The following is a 24258-nucleotide window of genomic DNA, read 5'->3' as shown; positions in this document are numbered from 1 at the left end:
ATCTAGATCAAACTTAAAAGTTGACGCATTCTTAATTTGTAGTACATTGTGGTAATCAAATTGATTATACCAGTGTCATACAAATATAAGTGCGTATATGAGCTTCATAAGAGAAACCAAAGAGAACGAAAACATAGACAACCTGAGCTTTGCTCAAAAGCAAAGGCTGTCTTTTATAGACTTCTCACTTATGTTCAAAGGAAGCGTGAGTCGTAAAGAATTGACCGCCAAGTTCGAAATGGGGATGGCCAATGCGACTCGCGATCTTGCTGTTTATAAAGAGCTAGCACCAAATAACATCAATTTTGATCAAAAAGAGCGCACTTATTTTCAAGCGAAAACCTTTAAACCACTTTTTAGTTATGATGCTCGCCAGACAATGGCAAAGCTGTCTAACAAAATTAGCGATGGTTTCGACGGTGTGTTAGAAATCCCATTTCCTGTTGATGCACCGTATCAGCTCAATGTCCCAGATATCTTTATTGTCGCGAAAATCGTACAAGCTATTTTAAAACAAAAGCCGATCTCTATTACTTATACCTCATTAAGTTCAGGCTCCAAGGCAAGGGAAATAGTACCTCATACCATAGTTGATAATGGCCTTCGGTGGCATGTTCGAGGGTTTGACAGAAATTCAAAATCATTTCGTGATTTTGTTCTGACACGTGTAACTAAAGTAACTATTAAAGCGGATACGCCAAGCGCAGAAGAAAACAAACTCGAAGATCATCAGTGGATGCGCATGATGCCACTGCAATTAGTGCCTCACCCAAACAATGTGCAGCACCCAACGGCCATAGCCCTAGATTATGGTATGACCGACGGGCAATTAGATATAACTATTCGTGCGGCAATGGCTGGATATTTATTAAGGCGCTGGAACGTCGATTGTACAGCTGATGCTGAGCTAGTAGGTGCAGAGTATCAATTATGGTTAAAGAACCGAAAAGCCTTGTTTGGAGCAGAAAATCTTACAATTGCCCCCGGCTACGTACCAGAATTGGAAGAATTATAAATGACTTCAACTAATAAACCGTTAAACAAACAAGCGATCAAAAAACACAAGGACTACCTTGGTGATTTAATTGGTGGCAGTTTAATGATCAAAGAAAGCCAAATCGTTGCGGAACTGTTGCTTAAAAAGCCATCGCAAGAAGAATGGTTAGATGCAATCGTTAACCGAAATATATTACAAAAACGTTCCGATGCGTCAGCTAAACGTAACGCTGCGACTATAAAAAAACGTATCGAAAATATGCCAGATGAATATCTTGAGCAGGTAGCATTTGGTAGCACGGAGCTTTCGACTCAACTGATGTTCGCAGCAACGTTAATAAATAGCACTTTGTTAGCTGACTTTATGCGAAATGTCGTGCTCGACGCAAAACGTATGTTTAGAGAAAGCCTAGACGTTGGGGACTGGGAATCGTATTGGGAAGACCGTTGCCGTCTGTTTCCTGATCTAGCTAATATGTCTGATGCGTCCACTTATAAAATTTCACAAGTTGCCTTTAAAGCAATTGCTGATGGTGGATACATAGAAACAACTCGCAATAAGAAATTGCAAAATGTTTATCTGCTGCCTGAAGTTAGGCAATTGCTTCTGTCGATAGACAGAGAGGACATTATTGCAGCTATGGAATTAATCTAAGGAAGGATACGTAACTATGACGACCTTTAGTACAACGAAACAACATAAGAACTTGAACGATAGACTCGATCAAATTCTACCTAAGATCGAGAGTGAAGATTTCCTTAAGAACCAAGGTTTAGGAAATGAAATTGGTTTTTATGTTTTTGATTATCCAGCTGAGTCTGAGTTAACGGTAAGAGAGCACTTGGCGTTTATCACAGACAAGTTAACAAAGCGCGGACGCAATTTCGCCAGTATCAATTTATTTGAAGCGATTCTGGAATTATTGGACTCGCGGAATCTTACCGAGCGGGCATTCAAAGTACAAAAAGAGCGCGGTGACGATGCACTGTTTAATGCACTAAAAGGCCCACTTGAACAAAATCGTGTTGCCGAATTCATTGCCTCTAAAATCGATCTCGGTGCAGATAATCAAGCTCAAACAGAATTTATATTATTACACGGCTTAGGCAGTGCATGGCCAATTATACGAGGCCACGGTCTGTTAAATGCCTTACATGCAAAAGTAGGCAACGTGCCAACCGTATTGTTTTACCCCGGCGAATACGACGGAACTGCACTAAAACCCTTTGGCCGTATCGAATCAAATAACTATTACCGAGCATTTAAACTCGTTCCATAAATGGACGTTTGAGTTAAGAAGGATAAAAAGAAAATGCAAATTAAAGATTTATTTATAAAAGACATAAACCGCCCAATCAATGGCGTAGTTAAAGCTGATCAATTAGAGAGCAATACTGTCTTTACTGAACTTGATGAATACGTCATCACCAAAGAACTCGCGACTCATTTTGAAGAGTTTTTTGATGCTTATATGCCATCGGTACGCGACCCTAAGAAAAAGGCCGAATCAGGTAAAATAGGTGTTTGGGTAAGTGGTTTCTTTGGCTCAGGTAAATCGCATTTTATTAAAATTCTTTCTTACTTATTGCAAAACATCAAAGCAACGAATGGCGAGATTGACAGATCAGCCATTGAGTTCTTTAAAGACAAAAAACTTGATGGGTTCTTACTTGGTGAAATCGACACTGCCGTAACCAAAGACAATACAGTCATCTTATTTAACATAGATAGTCGTGCTAATACTGATGATGGTGTTGATGCCATATTAAAAGTATTTCTTAAAGTCTTTAACGAGCAAATGGGGTTTAGTGGTGATTACCCTCATATAGCTCATCTAGAACGAGAGTTATTTAGTAAAGGGTTATTTGAAAGTTTCAAGAATACATTTTATGAGTTAACTGATTTGAGTTGGGTGGAAAATCGTGATTCATACGGTTTATACCTAGATGATATCACGGAGGTATTGAGTAAGGTCACTAATCAATCACTAGAATCAACACGTAAATGGATGGACCAACTTGAAAATAACTTTACCCTCGATATCGCCAATTTCTGTAAGTGGGTTAAAGAGTATTTAGACACTGACTTAAATCGCCGGGTTTTATTTTTTGTCGATGAAGTAGGGCAGTTTATCGGCAACAACACGCAAATGATGTTGAAGCTGCAAACCATTACGGAAAACCTCGGCACTATTTGTGAAGGTCGAGCGTGGGTGGTCGTTACCTCGCAAGAAGACATCGACTCTGTTATTGGCCACATGGCAGGCTCCAAAGGCCATGACTTTTCAAAGATCCAAGGTCGTTTTGAACGCCTATCGTTATCAAGTTCAAATACCAGTGAAGTTATCGAAAAACGTCTGCTATCTAAACAAGAACAAGCTCGTCCGGTTTTACAAACGTTGTACGACCAAAAGGGCGATATTCTCCGTAATCAATTAGCATTTGATAGCACAACCACCGCAGAACTAGCCAATTACAAAGACGCCACAAGTTTTATTCATAGCTACCCATTTGTGCCGTACCACTACAATCTAGTGCAAAAGATATTTGAAGCAATTCGTAAGGCGGGGGCAACTGGTCTTCACCTGAGTCGTGGTGAACGGTCATTGTTAGATGCTTTCCAAAGTGCGGCTAAACAAGTTCGTTACGAAGAAGTGGGTGTCTTAATCCCTTTGTATTACTTTTATCCAGCAATCGAAAGCTTCTTAGACACGTCCGTTAAAAAAGACATCGATCAAGCAGCAGAGAAAGACTCAATTTCAGACTTTGCGTTAAACATCCTCAAAACATTATTCTTGATCCGTTACGTCGACGTAATCAAATCCACTATGGATAACTTAGTAACCTTATGTGTTAGTAAGGTTGACGAAGACCGATTAACGTTAAGACGCGATATTGAACAAGCTCTCAATGCACTTGAAGCGAACTTACTCATTGCACGCCAAGGTGATGAATACATTTTCTTAACCAACGAAGAAAAAGAAATTGAAAATGAGATCCGCGAAACCGAAATTGAATTATCGGATGAAACTAAAAAACTCAGCGATTTAATTTTTGATGATGTACTGCGCAGAGATAATATCTACCGTTATCCTGAAAACAAACAAGACTTTCCAATTAGCCGCTTCTGTAACGGCATGCCGCGTGATGGCTCTCAAGAAAATGACTTAGTAGTTAAAATCATTTCACCTATCGATCCAAATTACGGCGAATATGATCCTACGGTTTGTGCTAACCAATCACAGGATGGCTTATCTTCTGGTGGAGCGGGCGCCATTATTATTAAGCTTGCTGATAACAACAAAGTTTTCGATGAAATTCGTACATTCATAAAAACCGACAAATTTTTACGCAGAAACACAGGTAATAGGCCAGAGCAACAGCAGTTGTTACATCAAAAAGGTTCTGAAAACCAAGACCGCAACCGTCGGGTTAAATTAGCCATTGAAGATCTATTAAAAGATGCAGAATTTTATGCATTAGGCTCACAACAAAACCCTAAAGGTGGAGCAATCAGTACCATCTTACAAGAGCTATACAAGTACGTTATCGAAAACACCTTCAGTAAATTAAAACTGGTTAAACCGTTTCCGGGCGATATTCGCAGAGAAATTCAAAACACCTTAGTGGCTGATGACATCGGTCAAATTGGTTTAGATTTACAAGGTCAAGAAGCCAATCCACTTGCCGTTCTCGAAGTTGAGAAATTTATTTCGCTTGGTGATGATGCCGGAAGACCAATTACAGCTGAAGATATTGTAAAACGTTTCTCTAAACGACCTTTTGGTTGGAACGATGAAGAAATTGTGTTGATCACTTCTCGTCTAGCATTAGCAAACAAAATCTGCTTCCAAAGCCGTCAGCAAGATGTCTCGTTAAAGAATGCTTATGATAACCTAATGCAAGTGCGTAAACGTGCAGAGCTTAGAGTTCGTCGTATTAAGCAACAGTCAGAAGCGAACCTAAAACGTGCCGCAAAATTATTTAAAGACGTATTCCAAAAGAATGCGCCTGAAAGCGAAAAGGAGTTGTTTAACGTTGCGCAATCTAACTTTGCCAATATCAAAAGCAAGTTAGATGCGTTCGCCAACAAAGCCTCTACCGGTCACTATCCGGGAGTGAGTGAAATTGAAAGTGGCCGAGTGTTATTGGCCGGGTTAATTGAAACACAATCCAGCTTCCAATTTATTGAGCAATTTCTTGCATGCGAAAATGACTTGCTCGATTTTGAAGAAGACTATCAAGATATCGAAGACTTTTATGAAACCCAATTTGCAACTTGGCAAAAGCTTCAAAGAGCGCTAACCATTGATTTTGATAGAAACCGTACTGCATTAGAAAAAGACACCGATGCTCTTACTGCATTGCAAAAGCTCGAAAATATCTACAACAAACCTCGTCCATATCGAGAGATTAAAGATATTGAGCCGTTAATCGAATCAGTAAGCAAAGTTAATGAGCAACTATTACAAGATAAACGAGCACATGCAAAATCACGCATTGAACACCGTATTGAACAAGTGCAAAAGCAAATCACAGCGGCGCATGTGCCAAGTGAGTTAAGCAACAAAGCATTACGACCACTGCAATTAGCCTTACAAAGATTAGGTGGCTTAAGTGGTATTGCCGAGATTTTACAAGAACAGGCAGATTCTATTAATTTAGAAGAAGAAGCTTACGATTTAATCAATAAGCACATCGAAGCTCAGCAAGCATTAGCAGCAAAACAAGCTAAAGAGGCAGTAGCTGCTGTACCTGATTCAACTTCGGATTCAAGTGCTAATCCAAGCCCTGCATCTGGTTCTACTTCAAACACAGGAAGTGGCGGCTACGAACCGTCAACGACTGAACCTCAGCAAGTTGCAGAGCCTGCGGTAAACACACCAATTCCAAAGAAAATTGTGTCTATCGACACCGCGAGCATTATTCGCGATGTGAATGCCACTGGCGTCATTGAAACCGAGCAAGACATAGACGCTTACCTTGCGGTATTAAAAGAAAAACTCACCACGTTAGTTAACAGCAATAACAAAGTGCGCATTCGTTAATCAAGGAAGAGTTAGAGGCTAATTACATGAACACTAAAAATTTAAAAGCATACGCACCTAAAGCACGTAGAGAGTTTATCGCAGCAGTTAAAAAGCGTGCTGCCCATTTTGGTATCTATGAAGATCGCATCGAAGAGGTACGAATAGAAGGTGGCGCTGCCATTATTGAAGGTCGTGCATTTACTCGTAAAGAAGGTGAGCAGCGCAAGAGATTAGAAAGCAAAATAGCTGAACGAGCATCTGCGACATATAAAGAAAAGTACGATATGTTTGTTCGTGAAATGGCCTACACATGGTTTAACCGTCTTGCAGCCATTCGTTATATGGAACTGCATGACTATTTTGACCATGGTTTTCGAGTGCTATCTAATCCCAGTAACCCTGACGGCTTACCAGAAATTCTAAGTCACGCGTCAGATGTTGCCGACAGCCTAGATTTAGAAAAAAGCCACATCATTGAGCTACAACTCGCAGGTGATAAAGAAGAAGAGCTATACCGTGAGTTACTTCTAGGCCAATGCCATCAACTAGCTAAAATAATGCCCCAGATCTTTAAAGGCTTAGGGTTTGAGGCATTAGATGACGCAACTGAATTGCTACTCCCAAATAACTTAACTAAAACCGACTCTATTCTTAAAGGATTAATCAACGACATTCCTGAAGAAGACTGGCAACAAATCGAAGTCATCGGGTGGCTCTATCAGTTTTATATCTCTGAGCATAAAGATGCAGTAATAGGCAAAGTGGTTAAATCAGAGGATATTCCCGCAGCAACTCAGTTATTTACCCCCAATTGGATTGTTAAATACCTAGTACAAAACTCGGTTGGAAGACAATGGCTGGCTACTTACCCTGATTCTGAGCTAAAAGGCAAAATGGAATATTACATAGAGCCTGCTGAACAGTCTGAAGAAGTAATTGAACAGCTAAAAGCTATTACGCCAACTAGTATTGACCCTGAAGAAATCAAAGTGCTCGACCCTGCATGTGGTTCAGGGCATATATTGGTTGAAGTGTACGAAGTTTTGCGAGAAATATATCTAGAGCGTGGTTACCGACTTCGTGAAATTCCAGAGCTTATCCTTACCAAAAATATCTACGGCTTAGACATAGATGATCGTGCGGCGCAGCTTGCAGGCTTTGCCTTAATGATGAAAGCCCGTGAAGATGATAGGCGTATCTTCCAGCGAGTTGAAGAGGGCGAAGTTGCACTAAATCTGTTTTCTTTGCAATCAACAGAACATCTAGATATTCCAAAGTTATGGAAAGCGTTAGATTTAGAAGGCAATCAACAAATTGGCTCAACGGGTGGCTTGTTTGATGAGGAACCTCGTCATCCTGAACTTGATTCAGGATCTGAATATGGAAAATATTTTGAACTGTTACAAGAGCTTAAAACAGCATTTTTACAAGCCAAAACCCTTGGTTCATTAATTCAAATTGATGTTGAGCATTTAGATAACCTTCTTTCACTTAAACAGCTTTTATTAGAAAAGTTTGCGAATTCAGATACTCAATCAAAACCAGAAGTAGAAAAGGTTTTACCAATTGTAAATCAAGCGATTGTGCTTGCTCAAAGGTATGATGCGCTGGTAGCGAACCCCCCATATTTAGGCTCGAAAGGGATGAATGCATCTCTTAAAGAACACGCTAAAAAGGCATTCCCAAATTCTAAATCGGATCTGTTTGCTGTATTTATGGAACGAGCTTTCGGATTATTGACTAAGAATGGTTACAACGCACAAGTTAACATGCAATCTTGGATGTTTTTATCTAGCTACGAATCGCTACGAGATTGGTTATTAGATACTAAAACCTTTGTAACTATGGCTCATCTAGGTGCAAGAGCGTTTGGGCAAATTTCAGGTGAGGTGGTTCAAACCACTGCTTGGATTTTGAATAATGTTCGCTATGAATCATACCAACCTGTATTTTTCAGATTAATTGAAGGAAATGAGACTGAAAAGCGTACAGCATTGGCAAAGAAAGAAAACAGCTACAATGAAGCAATGCAAAGCGACTTTAAAAAAATCCCCGGAAGCCCTATAGCATATTGGTTAGCTCCAGATGTATTTAATGCAATCGTAGCTTCAGGTAGAGCAAGTAGTAAAGCTAATTCTAGGGCTGGAATGACTAGTGGTAACAACGACTACTTCACAAGATATTGGTATGAAATAAACGGCAGCGATTTTTCGGATTCACAAGGAAGTTGGGAAGAAGCAATTGATTCTGGTTTCAAGTGGTTTCCTTATAACAAAGGTGGCAGTTATAAAAAGTGGTTCGGCAATATAAACCTTGTCATTAGATATGATGAACAGTATAGAAATAAGCTAAAAGTAACAGGTAATAACTGTGCTTCAGAAGAGTGCTATTTCCAAGAAGGACTGACATGGACAGACCTTACCTCAGGTAGATTGGGAGCAAGATTTTTAGAAAAAGGAGCAATTTTCGATATCGCAGGTCATTGTGCATATCCTGTAGAGCCAAATGGTCACCTTCTTTGTCTAGGATTAATGAACACTAATTTCATTAATGACCTTTCTAAAGTTATAAATGCAACTATGCACTTTCAACCGGGAGATTTTAGAAAGTTACCTTTTCCTAATTGTTTAGATGAAAAAAGAGTTATTGAGCTGGTAAAGAGTGCTGTTTCGTTAACTAAAAACGATTGGGATGAAAAAGAATACTCATGGCGTTTTAAAAGAAATTTATTAATTGGAAAGAAACCAAACCTCATAAAGGACTCATATTTACATTATTTACAAGAAAGCATAAGTATCAGCAGTGACTTAAAGGTAATAGAGTCAGAGCTAAATCAAATGTTTATAAAGGCTTTTGAATTGGATGATACTTATTCTTATGATGTACCAATAGAACAAATTACTTTGGAAAAAAATCCACATTACTCATTTAAGGGGGACAAGGAAAAATTTCTTTCAGTAATAATTTCAGAATTAATATCATATTGTACTGGATGTGTAATGGGCCGTTACTCATTAGATCGAGAAGGTATAATATACGCCCATTCTGGCAACGAAGGATTTAAACAGCTAGAAGCTGAAGGTGCGTACAAAACTTTCCCTGCGGATGACGATGGTATTATTCCATTAGCGTCTGAAGAATGGTTATTTGACGATGATGCTACGACTCGTTTTAGAGAGTTTGTTAAAACTGTTTGGGGGGGCGAGCACCTAAATGAAAACTTAGAGTTTGTAGCTGAAAGCTTGTGTTTGCATACACTTAAACCGCTCTCTACCAAAAAGGGCGGGGGCGAAAGTGCGATGGACATCATTCGTCGTTACTTCTCAACGCAATTCTTTAAAGATCATTGCAAGACCTACAAAAAACGTCCTATTTACTGGCTATTTAGCTCAGGCAAAGAAAAAGCCTTTGAGTGCTTAGTATATCTGCACCGTTACAATGAAGGCACATTGTCTCGTATGCGAACTGAGTACGTTACGCCATTAATGGGTAAATACGATGCGCAACTAGCAAGACTCTCAGACGACATTGTTAACGCCACCGGCTCAGAAGCCCGCCGCATTGAAAAAGACATCAAAGCGTTAGAGAAAAAACAAGCCGAACTCCGCACCTTCGACGAGCAACTAAAACATTATGCCGAAAAACGCATCACCCTCGATTTAGACGACGGCGTTAAAGAAAACTACGGCAAATTCGGCAACCTACTAGCCGACGTAAAAAACATCCACGGAAAGGCGGTGAAGTAGCATGAAGTTACAAAGTTTAAGCGATATTTTTGAAAAGCGACTATTGCGCATACCTGATTATCAACGTGGTTACGCATGGTTAGAACATCAGTATAATGACTTTTGGGAAGATATCCTGCATCTAAATATTGATAGGGTTCATTATACTGGGGTTATTACGTTAGAACCTGTGCCTAGGGATGTATGGCGTAAATGGGAAAATGATGAATGGATCATTGAGGGAGTCGGTTTTAAACCTTTTTATGTGGTCGACGGGCAGCAAAGGTTAACAACCTCAATGTTGCTTATGCAGGCAATCCTTGAATCAGTTGATGCTAGCGAGCTTCTAAATTATCAGTCTCTAGAAACTATTAGAAAGCAGTACATTATTAATAGGGCTGAAGACGGCCAGAGAGCAAGTTTTATTTTTGGATATGAGAAAGATAATCCAAGCGACGAGTATTTAAAAACAAAAGTTTTTGGCGTCCATTCACATAGCAACCAATATCAAGAAACGCTATACACGCAAAACCTATCTAAAGCTAAAGCGTTTTTTATGAAAAAGCTGAGTGAATTAACTACAGATGAAATAGCGGTTATTTATAAAAAGCTGACACAGAAGTTTAAATTCAACTTGTATGAAATTGATGATGAAATCGATGTGTATGTGACTTTTGAAACAATGAATAACCGAGGAAAACCATTAACAAGTTTAGAATTATTAAAAAATCGCCTTATTTACCTCTCGACACTATTTAAAGAGCATGAAGGTCATGCGGTGCTTAGAGCAAAAATAAATAATGCTTGGAAGACTATCTATGAGTATTTAGGGAAAAACCCAGAAGCACCTCTGAGTGAACATTTATTCTTACGTAACCATTGGACGATGTATTTTAAATATACTCGACGTAAGGGTGATGACTACATTAAATTTTTGTTGGATGAAAAATTTACAGCAAGAAATGTTACCCATCCTAAGAAAGAGGGAGACAGGATCTCTGTTGAGGAAATAGATAAATATGTAACGAGCCTTCAGCAATCTATTCGGCCTTGGTTCTATATGCATAACCCTTATTTTCCTCTCCCAGAGTATACCGATGAGCAAAATAAGCTACTGCTTGATAGACTTCACCGTTTGAGTTTCAGGGCATTCAAACCATTGTTGCTGGCCGCATATGTTTCCCAACAGTGCGTGGAGAAGATTAATTTATTACTCTCAGCGGCGGAAAGATACAACTTTACTTTATTCACTTTGAGCCAAAGACGTTCTAATACTGGTGATACCGAGTTTTTCTCAATGTCCCGAGACTTAATGACCAAAAAAATAACCATTGATTCAATCGTATCCTCGATTACTGAATGGGTCGATAAGTATTATGACCCCAATCGTTTTCTCGCATACATCTCGGAAAAATATGAATTAGGTAATCATGGATTTTTTAAGTGGGATGGAATTAGATATTTTCTTTATGAGCATGAACAATGGTTACGTTCACGAGGAAAGCAATCGTCAAATAAGTTGTCGTGGGAAAAGCTCTCAGCAAATAAAAAAGACAGCGTAACGATAGAGCATATTTTTCCTCAAACGCCAAAAGATCCGTACTGGCTTTCTCGCTTTGGCGCTTTTAGTAAAGAGGAAACACAATTTGTCGCACACTCTTTAGGGAACTTAGTTCCACTGAGTAGAGCCAAAAACTCTAGCTTGCAAAACGATAGTTTCGATTTAAAGAAAAATAACGGTAATGGCGTAGGGTTCTACAACGGGTCTGCTTCAGAAAATGAACTAGCTCAAAAAGAAGAGTGGTTGCCAGAATCAATTTTAGAACGCGGATTAGAGTTACTAAAATTTATGGAAGAAAGGTGGGATATTGTAGTTGGAGACAATAACTTTAAAACCAATTTGTTACATCTAACCTTTTTGAATGACAAGGAGGAGGTCACCATTTAGTTGTTGCATATTGCACTTTTTAATGCAAAAATTTGCAAACTCTAAATAGTGACACTATATATGGTGTCAGATGCCTAAAGAATTATATGATGAAGTAATAACTGCATTTCAGAATGCTGGGGCAAGTATGAGGTGCCAACAAGCGAAATCCTTGTTGGGAGAGTTAGGCTTTAATGTCAAAGATGGCCGCAAAGGGGGGCATAAGGTTTTTACTCATCCTCATTTAGAAGGTTTTACCTCAGGCTCACTTAATTGTGATCACGGTAGAAATCCAGAAATTAAAAAGCCTTACATAAAAAAAATAATAAAGGTATTAGAGAAGTACGAGAACGAACTCGTAAAATACTTGGAGAAACGAGATGGATAGTGAAAAAATGTTTGATGCAAGTCTATACAATATCACTGTACGAAAAGGAAATTTTGACGGCGAAGTGTTCTTTGAAGCTAAAGTAAAAGAGTTACCCGATGTAGCCGAATACGCAGAAACTTACGAAGAAGCATATTTACTTGCGCTTGATACGATTGAAACAACTGCTGAAGCTTTAGCTGAAGAAGGTAAAGTCATGCCAGCTCCTATTTTAGAAAATGATGACTTTAGTGGCCGAGTTACCTTGAGAATGCCTAAAAGTATGCACGCTGCGTTATCATCGTGGTCGGAAAGTGAAGATATTAGCTTAAACCAATTACTAGTTAATTGTTTAGCATTTAACTTGGGTGAGCAATTTGGTGTATCTCGAACGATTCACAGTATCAAGTCGTCTATTGGTGCTATAAAGCAAACAGAATTTATGCATGTTCAGCCTAAACGACAGCAAACAAGCAAAGTTGTACCGATTAAACCCATTCCTTTGATTGACGACGCTATGGAGCAAAGGTGTTATGGCTAATACAGGTGACTTTCAAAAGGCAAAAGATACGCTTAAATCACATGATGTTTATGTAAAAAACACTAATTGTTTTACTCGTTCTGATTTTGATCCTAAGAGAACTGATTTTGATAATTTAGTTTACCAATTCATGCATGTAGTAAAAGGCTCTGAGGTTTTTGGAGTGCAAGATACTGATGATAATGAAGAGTACTTTTTTAAAGTTTATGTAGACGTTGGTTGTCGTTTTATTAAAGAAGAAGATAAAGAGAATAAGGACTCAGAACCTTTAGCGCAAATTGAAGCGACTTTTTGTGCAGAATATCAAATGTTTGACAAAGAAATAGATGAAGATTCATTAAAAGTTTTTGCGCTTCAAAATGTTAGCTACCATGTTTGGCCTTTCTGGAGGGAACACTTAATGAATATGTGTAACCGTTTAAATCTTCCAAAAGTTGCATTACCGACGATGCAAGTGAAGCCTCAAAATGGTAATACGGAATAATTTAATTAAAATTAATTGAGACATTTCCATTTGCTAAAAGCTTAAAATTTTTTTTTTGCTTAAGGGCTTCTCGTAATTATGAGGAGTCCGATTTAACATTATCAACACATGCATGCTCTATTCACTATATTTCACCCATACTTTCTTGCTGTGTTCTATGTTATTCCTCAACCTAAAAACCCAAAAGTTAAGGCGAAATGTTTAAAGGCGCAAGAAATGAATTTAGAACAAATAAAACAAGGCATTTTAGCCAAATTCGATAAATGCCGATTAGTTTTCTGGCAAGATGAAGATATTGAGTTTCAGGAGCAATTACCGGTAATTGAAACTGAATTTGAATCGTCAGGTATCGAGCTTATTAAGTTGGATGAATACTCTTATTTTGAAATCAAGCAACGTGTTGAGCTAAGAGAGCCAAACACTCAATTTTTGTTGTATAGCAATAAATCACTAAATGAACCAACGCGAGATTGGCTTTACGATATTCGTCTTTACGCGGAACATTTTTATGCTGATTCAAGCTCAATGATATTAAATGAACTTGGTATGCGTATGGAGTTTCGCCAAGACATTAGCCGTTATAAAAAGTTTTTTGGTAATCAGCAACGTTACAGTAAACTTAAGAAGTTATTACCTGAAGGGGCCGATAAGCAAGCTCTTGAACTAGCAATGGTTGCGGTAATTGCCAAAGTAGAATCCGTTAGTTTTGTAGCTGTTTTACACCAATTGATTTCTCTGTTTGTTGACTCCCCATCTAAGTGTGATGATGCCATTGCTGAATTAGAGAAATTTGAATTAACTAAAATATTTTGGCGTCATGCCGTAGAAGAGTTTGGTTATATTGCTGTAGGTAATTGGGTTAGCGATGAAGAAAATGAACAGCCTGTTGCCAGTGTTAAGGACCTGATCACTAAGCTACTCGTTACAGATTGTTACCATGGTTTGCAGGCGTCTGGGGTTTCAATTAGTAAAACAGACTTTGCTACAAGTCTTTCTGCACATGTATTACCGCTTGCTATTGATTCCGAAAGCTTTGACAAGCTTCCTAAGTCTATTAAAGAGTTAATAGGCAATGCAGCTGCGAAGCGAGCAGCTGTGGTTAGTTTTGTATCTTCTTGGCGAGAAAGCCGTACTTTGTCTGCATCGTATAATGACATCGTTAAAGAAGTTGCTGATGAGTTGGAAATAAAACACAAGTTAGCCGAGTTTAAACATCCAAGTAATTTTATCAATGTTGAGACCTTCATCGAGGTTGAACAGCAGTTGATCAAATTAATTGCGACAGACTTACAAGCATATTCAGCGATTGAAATCAGTGATTGGGTGTCGTCTAAGTTAAATGGTCATTGGTGTAGTGTCGATAAAAATTATCAATACCTGTTCGCTTCATTAAGAGCAGCAAAAGAGTTTTATGATTTAAGAGATAAGTATCTTGATGGTTTTTATTTCGAAAGTGCGAAGGCCCTTTATAAAGCTTACGAGTCAGAGCTATATAAGTTTGATCATGCTTACCGGATATTCTTTGAAAACTTCATTAATTTACGTAAAAACAATGGTGGCGACTTATTACAGAGCCTTGGCTTAGTTGATGATATTGAAAACCTATATGTGAACTGGTACTTGAATGACTTAGCCATAGCATGGGGTAAATTGGTTGATAGAGAGAGTCTCCTTGATAATTGGAAGATCATGGGGGTTCATAATCAACAGCACTTCTATCAACAAGAGGTACGCGGACTATTAAGAAATACTCAAGCTAAACGTGTTTTTGTGATCATTTCTGACGCTTTACGTTATGAGGTTGCTCACGATATTTATCAGCGTATCAGCGATGAAGGGCGCTTAAAGCCAGAGCTAAAATCTCAGCTAGGTGTTGTTCCATCTTATACCCAATTAGGAATGGGAAGCCTGCTTCCACACCAAAAGTTAACTGCACATTTAGGTTCAAAAGTAGAATACAAAGCAGACGGTATTTCTGTACATGGCCATGATAATCGTCAAAAGGTGTTAGCAAAGCATAACGGCGTTGCTTTTAAAGCCGATGAGGTTTTCAAGTGGACAAGGCAAGCAGCCAAAGAGCAAATTGGTGAAGCTGAAGTCGTTTATATTTATCACGATTTAATTGATGCCATTGGCGATAAGCAAAGTACTGAAAATCAGACTTTTGAAGCTGCACAAGATACTGTTGTTGAATTAATCGAGTTGATCAAGCGGATCTTCAACCGTTTAAATGGCAGTCGAGTGCTCTTAACAGCTGATCATGGCTTCTTATTTAAAATGACCGATTTAACGGATTTAGATAAAACCGCCCATAAGTCAAAACCTAAGGGCGCTATTGAAGATAAAAAACGTTATGTTATTGGTTCAAATTTGCCTTCAGATGATTTTTATTGGACCGGGAAAATAGCCAACACCGCCGGAATTGACCCAAATTTAGGCGATGATGCAGAGTTTATTGTGCCACGAGGTAGTAATCGATTTAACTTTGTAGGCGGTGCTAAGTTTATCCATGGCGGCATTATGCCACAGGAGATCTGTGTTCCCGTGCTTCAAGTTCGTGAGCTTGATACGAAAGCACAGACAAAACTTGCTAAACAAAAAGTTGGAGCTGTGCCGTTACAGAATCCAGTTAAGATTGTTGCGAATATAGACCGAATATCATTTTTACAAACTGATCCTGTTGGTGATAAGCATAAGGCACGAGAGTTGGAACTTTGGATTGAAGATCCTGATGGGCACCGAGTGAGTTCTAAAGAGAAGCATACATTTGATTCAGCTTCAGAAAAACTCGAAGAACGTAAACGCAATATACAAATTAAATTGGAAGGCAGCGGTTTTGATCGCACGATAAGTTATAAATTGATAATGGAAGATACTGAAAGTAAAACCAAAACAACACACTCCGTTATTATTGATTTAGCCTTCGAAGATGACTTTTTTTAGGGGATAGTGCAAATGGAAAATGAACAATTACATAATAGTAACATCTCAAGTAACGAATCTTCTCAAATTAGAAGCGCTGATCTCGATGATTTAATGACGACCGAATTTAAAGGTCGTGTTGTTCGTAAAGATTTAACCAAGCAGTTAAAAGAAGGGGCGAACGTTCCGGTTTATGTGCTTGAATATTTATTGGGTATGTACTGCTCTTCAGCAGAGGATGAGTTAATCCAAGAAGGGTTGAAGAATGTTAAGAAGATCCTGACGGAAAACTATGTACGTCCAGATGAAGCTGAAAAAGCCAAGTCGTTGATCCGTGAAAAAGGCACTCATAAAGTCATTGATAAAGTAACGGTAAAACTCAATCAGAAAAAGGATATCTATGAAGCGAGTTTATCCAACATCGGCATTAAAGATGCTGTAGTTCCTAACAAAATAGTCAAAGAAAACGAAAAACTATTAACCGGTGGTATCTGGTGCATTATTACGGTGAGTTACTTTTACGAAGAAGGACAGAAAACGTCTCCGTTCAGCGTCTTTAGCTTAAAGCCTATACAAATGCCTTCAATGAACATGGATGAGGTGTATCAAGCTCGTCGTAAGTTCTCAGTTGATCAATGGATAGATTTGTTACTTCGTTCTATAGGGATGGAGCCAGCTAATCTTGATCACAGGTGTAAATGGCACCTAATAGCTCGTATGATCCCATTTGTAGAAAATAACTACAACGTATGTGAACTAGGGCCTCGCGGAACAGGTAAGTCTCATGTTTACAAAGAATGTTCTCCCAATTCGTTATTGGTTTCAGGCGGTCAAACCACGGTAGCTAACCTGTTTTATAACATGTCATCACGCCAAATTGGTTTGGTAGGGATGTGGGATGTTGTAGCCTTTGATGAAGTCGCGGGTATTCGTTTTAAAGATAAAGACGGCATACAGATCATGAAAGATTACATGGCGTCTGGTTCGTTTTCTCGTGGCCGTGATTCGATTGAAGCAAAAGCCTCAATGGTGTTTGTTGGGAATATCGATCACAGCGTTGAGACATTAGTAAAAACCAGTCACTTATTAGCGCCATTTCCAGATGAAATGATCGACTCGGCATACTTTGATCGATTCCATGCTTATATTCCGGGCTGGGAAATTCCTAAAATGCGCCCAGAGGTCTTCACAGACCGGTTTGGGTTGATCACTGACTACTTAGCTGAATATATGCGTGAAATGCGTAAAACGACGTTTTCTGACGCAATTGATAAGTTCTTTAAGTTAGGTAACAACCTTAATCAGCGTGATGTGATTGGCGTAAGAAGAACAACGTCTGGTTTGCTTAAGCTTCTTTATCCAAATGGTGAATATACAAAAGAAGATGTGCGCACATGTTTAACTTATGCTCTTGAAGTTCGCCGTCGAGTAAAAGAACAGCTCAAGAAAATTGGCGGTATGGAATTCTTTGACGTTAATTTTAGTTATATCGATAACGAAACGCTTGAAGAGTTTTTTGTCAATGTGCCAGAACAAGGCGGTTCAAATCTAATTCCAGCAGGAACCACAAAACCCGGAGTAGTACACTTTGTTGATCATGGCGCTTCTGGAAAATTAGGTGTTTATCGTATAGAAACACAAATGACACCGGGCACAGGTAAACATTCAACATCGGGCTTTGGTTCGGACACGAGTGCCAAAGAACAAGTCCGAGTCGGATTTGAATACTTCAAAGGTAACTTAAATCGAATCGCTGCTAATTCTCGTTTCTCTGAGCACGAATTTCACATACATTTTGTAGATTTACAAACATCAGGAAATAGTCACCAAGCGAGTTTAGGTGCATTAGTTGCATGCTGTTCAGTTTTACTTAATAAGCCTGTTCAAGAGCAAATGGTTGTATTAGGAAGTATCACACTTGGTGGCGTCGTAAACCCAGTTCAAGATTTAGCATCAAGTATGCAGATAGCGCTGGAGGCAGGTGCAACTAAAGTGTTACTGCCTATGGCATCAGCTAGCGATATACCTTCTGTACCTGCTGAAACATTCACCAAATTCCAAGTAAGTTTTTACAGTGATCCTGTGGATGCTGTGTATAAGGCTCTTGGGGTTCAGTAATGTAAATTTTAAAAAGAAAGAATGAAGTATAAAACTTGCTTTAGGCTAGAAATAAATTGAAAAATAAGAATTGACTGACCGAGCATAAAAAATCGAAATAGCTTAGGGCAGATACATATAAGATAGTTCTGATTATCAGATGTGTGTAATTTCAGATCTGGGTAGCCTGTGCGATGTTCTTGCAATATATAAGTCTAAGGCATCGTTAAATTTAGTTTTTGCCCCAAATGTTACGCCTGAATGTATTTATCGTAGAATAGTAATTTAATTTGCTATTCGAATTCTGCACTTAGGCCGATTTTTAACACTTAATTTTAAGACCTTTTACAGGTTAACAGCCAAAATCCAACTTGGGTTAATTAAACAAGGAAAATAGGGAAAATAGTTTATGTCAAACGTTAATGCATTTGTTAGAGAAAACGTAAAAAATATTGGTGAATATGTATACTTATCACCTGATATTCCTGAGAAAAAACTAAATAATGCTGTGTCTGCAATGAAATGTGAGGATCTTCTTCATTCGATAATAGCTATTCAGGATGCAACTTTGTTCGGTAAATCTGATGAAGGTTTTATTTTTACAGGCGATCGTTTTATTCATGATAGACATGGTGTTTTTTTATACTCTGATATCGAAAAAGTTGAGTATAAAGAAGAGAAAACGGTTAATGCTAAAGGTAAAGAAAGTATTAATGAATCTGTTGAAATTACCAAGGGTGGAAAAGTTTATGCTTTCAAGAATATGTATGGTGTTAAAGAGAAAAAGCTATCTGAATTTCTTAGTAAAATTGTATCTGAATTTAGTGATTTTCAGAATGAGAAACAAGCTGTTGACCTAGTAGAGATGAGTGATGAGTTTAAAGTTAATTACCTAAAACTCATTGTTAATATGACATTCGAAGATGATGGAGATGTTGATGAGACTGAGCTAGCAGAAATTCTACTTTTATCGACAAGATTACATCTAACAGTAACGGCTAGAAGTGATGTAAGAAAGTACATTCAAGATATAGAGAAATATATAGAGCCAGTTGAAAGTATATTGGCTTCAATTCGTGGTTTGAGTGATCAGTCACAGCACCAGTCGATAATGATCTCGTTAGCCAAGGATATAGTTAATACTTATTATTCCTCAAAGTCTGCAACCAATGGTGATGTACCTTTTTTACTAAAATATCAAGTAGCAATGGATCTTAGTGATGATGATTTACAGTTTGCTAAAGATGCAGTTTCAGAAGCATTCCAGATTTTGAAGGACGATGTTGATGATAATGTTATTCGTGAGAATGCTTCAAAGCTTGCCTCAACAGCAGCCGCGGTAGGCGCACCAATTGCAGCAGTATATATATCTGGTTCAGTAGTAGGTCTATCTGCATCTGGTATTACTTCTGGACTCGCTACTTTGGGTCTCGGTATGGGAATGACAGGCGGCTTAGCAATATTAGGGGCAGTTGGTTTCTTGACATATACCGGTGTAAGAAAGTTCTCTGGAGTAAATGAGTTAGATGGTTTTAAAGTTAAATTAGCAATGTTAAATGAAGCATTAAAGCTGACTCATCTAACTATAAAAAATACTATAGAAGATATTAATTATTTAGTAGAGCAACTTTCTAGTGCTATGAATGCTGGTGAAGTAAGTCGATCAGAAATTATGAAGTTAAAAGAGATGGTCGCAAAGTATACTGGTGCACTTCAGCAGGAAAGTAACAAAGCTGATAAATTCGAGAATGCAGCTAATCGAACTAGGTGCCCCAAAAAGCTTGATCACTTACGTTTACAAAATCTTTGTGAGGAAGCCACTAAGTTAAAGATTTATGATTTTATCATAAGCCGATATGAAGAAAATGAAAGCGGGGATTATGTATTAAAAGACAGTATTCCAACTGAAATGCTTGATAAGATGTCTTCTCTCTTTGAAAGCCTAGGCTATTATGAAATAAATAATGCATTGAAATCAAAACTTCAATCTAAGGTCAAGGGAATATTCAGTTAGATGGAAGAATTAAATGAAAAGGCTTTATCTCTAAAAGTTCAAAAAGAACAACTGTGTGTTGGAGGAAGTAAGCTAAGTGAACTTGACAGAGGTATTGATAATTTAAAAGAGTATCAATCAGAAACTGATTTCATGATTCAAGAGTTACAAACTGAGCTTGAGTGTTTGGGTGTCAGTTATGATAACAGTGATGAGTTATCTGATTTAGATGAAGCCGATAGGTTATTGTTAGAATTACAACTTGAGTCGCAAGAGATTTTGGAGCAACCTAAGTTAAAAAGAGTAGAAACACTTAACTTAAATCATATTTTAAATAATGATATGAGTTGGGAAGATTATATCTTATCAGTTAATGACTATGCTCAGAGGAACCGTATTAATACGGTTAATGCTTTTGAACGCTTGCTTACTAATAGTCAAGAAGCTGAGCTTAAAAACAGAATTCAGAAAGAATTCACTTATAAAGCTCCAAACTGCGATAAAATTGATTATGCAATTGCCAGCACTTCAGGTTTATTATGCGGAATAATTGACATTGTTTTTGTTGGTGCACCGGGAGAATCGCCAATAGGAGATTCTGTTGATCAGTTTGCCAATAAAGCAACAGAAAAGTTTGCTGGTATTTTAGGCTGGGACTCTGAAAAAGCTGAAGCTAAAGGATCAAACACAACGGCTAGTGCTATTGGTTTTTTGGAGAGAAAGTTTAAAGTAAATTATGATCAAGCAACGACAGCTTCTGTCGATGGAGCTGTTCCTAATTTATCTTTAAAAAACCATCATTTAAAAAGTTTGGGACATTCTCCAGATCTGATTGGCTTGTTTTTCTCTGTTCTTAATCAATTTACTAATACTTCTACGTTTATTAGTAACGGGAAGGTTATTACGGTTGATACAGAAACCAATGAGTTGCAAGGCGGTAATATTATTGCAAAGGTTTTTTGTGGTATCGCAAACTGGTTTGGGCACATTATGTCTGATTGGACTGGATCATCAGGCACGGTAGGCCAAGGAGGTCGTGGAACGGGTGTGCCAATACCATTTTATAATTTACTTTTGGGCTTGAATGCTGGTGAGTTCGATAAAAACAAACAATCTATTGCTACTATTGCTACTAAGGTCTTTGAAGAAGGATATGATGCTCGACATGGTATAACTATGGCTATCCCTGTTGTTATTAATGAATTGATCATTAGGCTCTGTTGGATGATTCGAGCTAGGTTTTCTGATAATAAGGAATGGAAGGATTGTATACCGACAGAGTCTAATCCTGAATTACGCAGAATGTTATGTGTTGGTCAAGGCGCATTATGCCTTGTCGATGGTGCTGACGCAGCAATTCGTGGCGGTGGCCAAGTTATAACTACATTGCTTAGAGTGAATTTATTTGCTTGGACACGATTCGCTCATCTGGCATTGAAAGAACTTAACGCATGGGCAATGCAAGGAAAAATAAATCACGAGTTGATGGATGTTTACCTAGATCAAGAGTTTGAGGAAATTCTTAGCTCTAGCTATGCAAGAAACCGCTAACTAAATTTAAAGAGGCGAATATCAAAATTCGCCTTCATTCTGGATTACGATCATATATTTTTTATTGTGTAGATGTCATGGGTTATTGAAAATTGTGCTAGATTGATTTTCTTCCGATGACATACGGCATTAACTTGATCATGTTATTAGCATCATCGATTCCACGATGATGTGAACCGGTGAGTGAGATTTGAGCAAGCTTTAACGCTCCCGCCATACCATGTCTTTTGCGTACTTTTTGAGTTTTAGAAAATTGCTTTTTAATGTTTAAGTGAGGAGCAGGAATAGGGTATGGTACATTATGAAAAGCACAGTCTTGTTCAAATTGCTGTTTGTCATACTCACCCCAACTGCAAAACAGGTAGTTATGGTAATTGCCTAGCCAATTTTGGAAAGTGTTAATTGCTTCAGGGTAATATGGTGCATGATCGACATTGTGTTGAGTGATGCTTGTTAAGTTCGTACAAAAGTCGGTTAGTTTAGGGTGTCGTTGCGGTTGAATAAACGTGTTGAACTCATCTAGTTTTGTAAGTGAGTCGGCACAAATTAAAACAGCCCCAATTTCGATCATTTCCATTTCGTTGACTGGAAAAGAGTCATCGTTATTGCAAGTTGCTTCAACATCAATAATTAAAAAGTATTTAAAACTGTCTAAGTCCATCATTTTCCTTAATGTTGTGTGGCGAAATTATAGCCTTTAACAAAAATTATATAAATACGGATTGAGTTAAAGGCTTAAATGATTACTAAAACGAAAATGTATTTTCAAAGTCACCGTCTGTTGGTTCTTTTATTCTCCTAAGGTACGGCTTTATCAACTCATAAGCAAACTGTTGTTCTGCGTCTTTTTTCCTTAACCAATTGAAATATAGCCAAAGCAATTTACGTAAAGCTCGCATAAATGCGATTTGCTGTTCAATTTGTTGTTTGTTCATGCCTTTGAAAGACATTGGTGGTCTTATCCATAAACCCCAAGAATAACCAGCTTTGTATTTAGATTTTTGCTTATGAGCTTTAAATTTGAGATTTACCTTTTTTACTAGTAAATATTTGCTGTTGTAAGTAGGTTGTTCTGGTAACGAATAAGCTTCAATAGTTCTAGTTACCTTTTGTTCTAAACTGTTAGAGTTTTCTATGCTAATAGCGTGTTTAGAATGGTCGTAGTAAACGCCACGTTCTTGCAATGAATTCCAACTATAACCAATACCTAATTTCGAGCCTGTGATTTTATATTTTCCTAAACTAAATGAAACACCTTTTATGCTATCTCGTCGTGTTTGAGCGAAACAGCCGACACCAAGATTGTTTAAGCGTTCGATGAATACGGGAAGGGGAATACTTTCGCCATGTTGTTCAATTGCCTTATCAATACAAGAGCGAATAGTCTGCACTTTAGTTTTGTATTTCGAGTCACTAACTCTTTTCCCATGACCATCTGTATATGGGTTGTGATCGTGTTTTAAGCCAAACTTTTTCTCTAACTTGTTTCGAATGAGAGCTGTTTTCTTAAAGCTATTACCTAGAACTAGTCGGCGATGAGGTGGGGTGTTAGAAATTGTTGAAACGGCTATATGGCAGTGATTATTTGATGTATTGCCATGCCAAAGGGCAACCCAATGGTGGTCATCGAAACCCAGTTTTACTAAAAGATCATCGACTAGCTCACGCCACTGGAATATATTAAGATATTCGTCTTCTTGTAAAGAAACAATTATATGTTCAAACGGATGCATAACACGAGCATTTAATGACTCTACTTTCAAAAACGTATTGATCAGCGGTGTCAAGCTGGCTTCTTTACCACCTAATTTTGTCATTACTCCGTTATCGAAAGATAGTAAAGGATTTGTTATTGGCAAAGAGTTACTGCTTCCAATAAACTTAATTGTTTCATGTGTAAGCTCACGACCATTAGCATCATGAGTGTGTTTCGTTTTTCCAAAGATATATTTAATAAGCTTTCTAATTCTACCTTGATTATCCTTTTTCTTGGATTTTACAAATTTAATAATCATACTAATTACCCTCATCTAATATACAGCTTTTTTGAGAGGCTAAGTCATTAAGTTCATCAGCTGATAAGTTTGATAGCGCAATTTGTTTAATTGATTCATCAAAATTTTTCTTAAGAAAATGAGACCAAACTTGAAGAGCATTGCCAGTTAAATAAGCCATTTGTATAGCATTAATTAGGTATTGCTCTTTATCTTGATGAGAATCAAATAGGGATTTATCAGACAATGCCAAATTCAGATGTTCAATTAATTGATTTAGTAGACGAACATTATTGGCCATTTCTTCAGCAGTTTGAGTTGGGACTGTAATGCCGTGAAGAGAATGTTCTTCTGTTAAGCTACAGATTAAAGTGTCACGAATGAAAGAGCCGATGGTATTATAATTAGCGGTTTTACAGGCATCAGAAATAATCTGATGCTCGTCAACGTTAACTCTTGTAACTAGTGATATTTTACGTTTTTTATTTGTCATAACTTTACCTTTATTAGTTATGACGAAATCAATCCTGTGTTTAAATTAAACTTATGTATCTCCATAAGACTTCGTCTTATTTTATTGTTTACTTTTGGTTGCATGAGCAACTATTTTTTAGATTTGTCGCGTGAGCGA

Annotated in this window: 16 protein-coding genes; 13 read left to right on the top strand and 3 right to left on the bottom strand. The window is 37.8% G+C overall.

Annotated elements, in window-relative coordinates:
* Nucleotides 1–97: 97 nt before the first annotated feature.
* From EVU92_RS18445 to EVU92_RS18385, 13 genes are all read left to right on the top strand, one after another.
* Nucleotides 98–1015: a WYL domain-containing protein gene (locus tag EVU92_RS18445; protein ID WP_240701336.1), complete on the top strand. Its 918-nt coding sequence runs from the start codon at nt 98–100 to the stop codon at nt 1013–1015.
* The gene (locus EVU92_RS18440; protein ID WP_130052625.1) at nt 1016–1651 is read left to right on the top strand and encodes a DUF1819 family protein; all 636 of its coding nucleotides are present in this window, start codon (nt 1016–1018) and stop codon (nt 1649–1651) included.
* Nucleotides 1652–1667: 16 nt separating this feature from the next.
* Complete coding sequence (locus tag EVU92_RS18435) at nt 1668–2276, top strand: DUF1788 domain-containing protein (RefSeq protein WP_130052624.1); 609 nt, start codon at nt 1668–1670, stop codon at nt 2274–2276.
* Nucleotides 2277–2309: 33 nt separating this feature from the next.
* A complete protein-coding gene (gene brxC, locus EVU92_RS18430) occupies nt 2310–6044 on the top strand; it encodes a BREX system P-loop protein BrxC (RefSeq protein ID WP_130052623.1) in 3735 nt (1244 codons plus the stop codon).
* A 26-nt stretch (nt 6045–6070) separates the two neighbouring features.
* Nucleotides 6071–9772: a BREX-1 system adenine-specific DNA-methyltransferase PglX gene (gene pglX, locus EVU92_RS18425; RefSeq protein WP_130052622.1), complete on the top strand. Its 3702-nt coding sequence runs from the start codon at nt 6071–6073 to the stop codon at nt 9770–9772.
* A 1-nt stretch (nt 9773) separates the two neighbouring features.
* On the top strand, nt 9774–11699 hold the full coding sequence (locus tag EVU92_RS18420; RefSeq protein ID WP_130052621.1) for a DUF262 domain-containing protein: 1926 nt from the start codon (nt 9774–9776) through the stop codon (nt 11697–11699).
* Nucleotides 11700–11769: 70 nt separating this feature from the next.
* Nucleotides 11770–12066, top strand: a complete 297-nt coding sequence (locus EVU92_RS18415) for a type II toxin-antitoxin system HicA family toxin (RefSeq protein ID WP_130052620.1) — start codon at nt 11770–11772, stop codon at nt 12064–12066.
* Nucleotides 12059–12586, top strand: a complete 528-nt coding sequence (locus tag EVU92_RS18410; protein WP_205987951.1) for a toxin-antitoxin system HicB family antitoxin — start codon at nt 12059–12061, stop codon at nt 12584–12586. The genes EVU92_RS18415 and EVU92_RS18410 overlap by 8 nt, the downstream gene beginning before the upstream one ends.
* Entirely contained in the window at nt 12579–13070 is a 492-nt protein-coding gene (locus EVU92_RS18405; RefSeq protein WP_130052619.1) for a preprotein translocase subunit SecB, read from the top strand. Before EVU92_RS18410 ends, EVU92_RS18405 begins: the two co-directional genes overlap by 8 nt.
* Nucleotides 13071–13286: 216 nt before the next feature.
* Nucleotides 13287–16013 (top strand): BREX-1 system phosphatase PglZ type A, encoded by a 2727-nt coding sequence (pglZ, locus tag EVU92_RS18400; RefSeq protein ID WP_130052618.1) that lies wholly within the window; start codon nt 13287–13289, stop codon nt 16011–16013.
* 12 nt (nt 16014–16025) lie between these two features.
* Nucleotides 16026–18110, top strand: a complete 2085-nt coding sequence (gene brxL, locus EVU92_RS18395) for a protease Lon-related BREX system protein BrxL (RefSeq protein WP_130052617.1) — start codon at nt 16026–16028, stop codon at nt 18108–18110.
* A 388-nt stretch (nt 18111–18498) separates the two neighbouring features.
* Nucleotides 18499–20103 carry a hypothetical protein gene (locus EVU92_RS18390; protein WP_130052616.1) on the top strand — a complete coding sequence of 535 codons (1605 nt, stop codon included), beginning with the start codon at nt 18499–18501 and terminating at the stop codon, nt 20101–20103.
* Nucleotides 20104–21633 (top strand): hypothetical protein, encoded by a 1530-nt coding sequence (locus tag EVU92_RS18385; RefSeq protein WP_205987950.1) that lies wholly within the window; start codon nt 20104–20106, stop codon nt 21631–21633.
* Between the two features lie 97 nt (nt 21634–21730).
* Here EVU92_RS18385 and EVU92_RS18380 read toward each other — a convergent pair whose 3' ends face one another.
* From EVU92_RS18380 to EVU92_RS18370, 3 genes are all read right to left on the bottom strand, one after another.
* Complete coding sequence (locus EVU92_RS18380; RefSeq protein ID WP_130052615.1) at nt 21731–22294, bottom strand: 3'-5' exonuclease; 564 nt, start codon at nt 22292–22294, stop codon at nt 21731–21733.
* An 85-nt stretch (nt 22295–22379) separates the two neighbouring features.
* Complete coding sequence (locus EVU92_RS18375) at nt 22380–23648, bottom strand: relaxase/mobilization nuclease domain-containing protein (protein ID WP_168990039.1); 1269 nt, start codon at nt 23646–23648, stop codon at nt 22380–22382.
* 1 nt (nt 23649) lies between these two features.
* Nucleotides 23650–24120, bottom strand: a complete 471-nt coding sequence (locus tag EVU92_RS18370) for a hypothetical protein (protein ID WP_130052613.1) — start codon at nt 24118–24120, stop codon at nt 23650–23652.
* Nucleotides 24121–24258: the final 138 nt, after the last annotated feature.

The organism is Pseudoalteromonas sp. MEBiC 03485, assembly GCF_004195145.1.
GTDB classification, from domain to species: domain Bacteria; phylum Pseudomonadota; class Gammaproteobacteria; order Enterobacterales; family Alteromonadaceae; genus Pseudoalteromonas; species Pseudoalteromonas apostichopi.
This window is presented reverse-complemented; position numbering and strand designations above follow the sequence as displayed.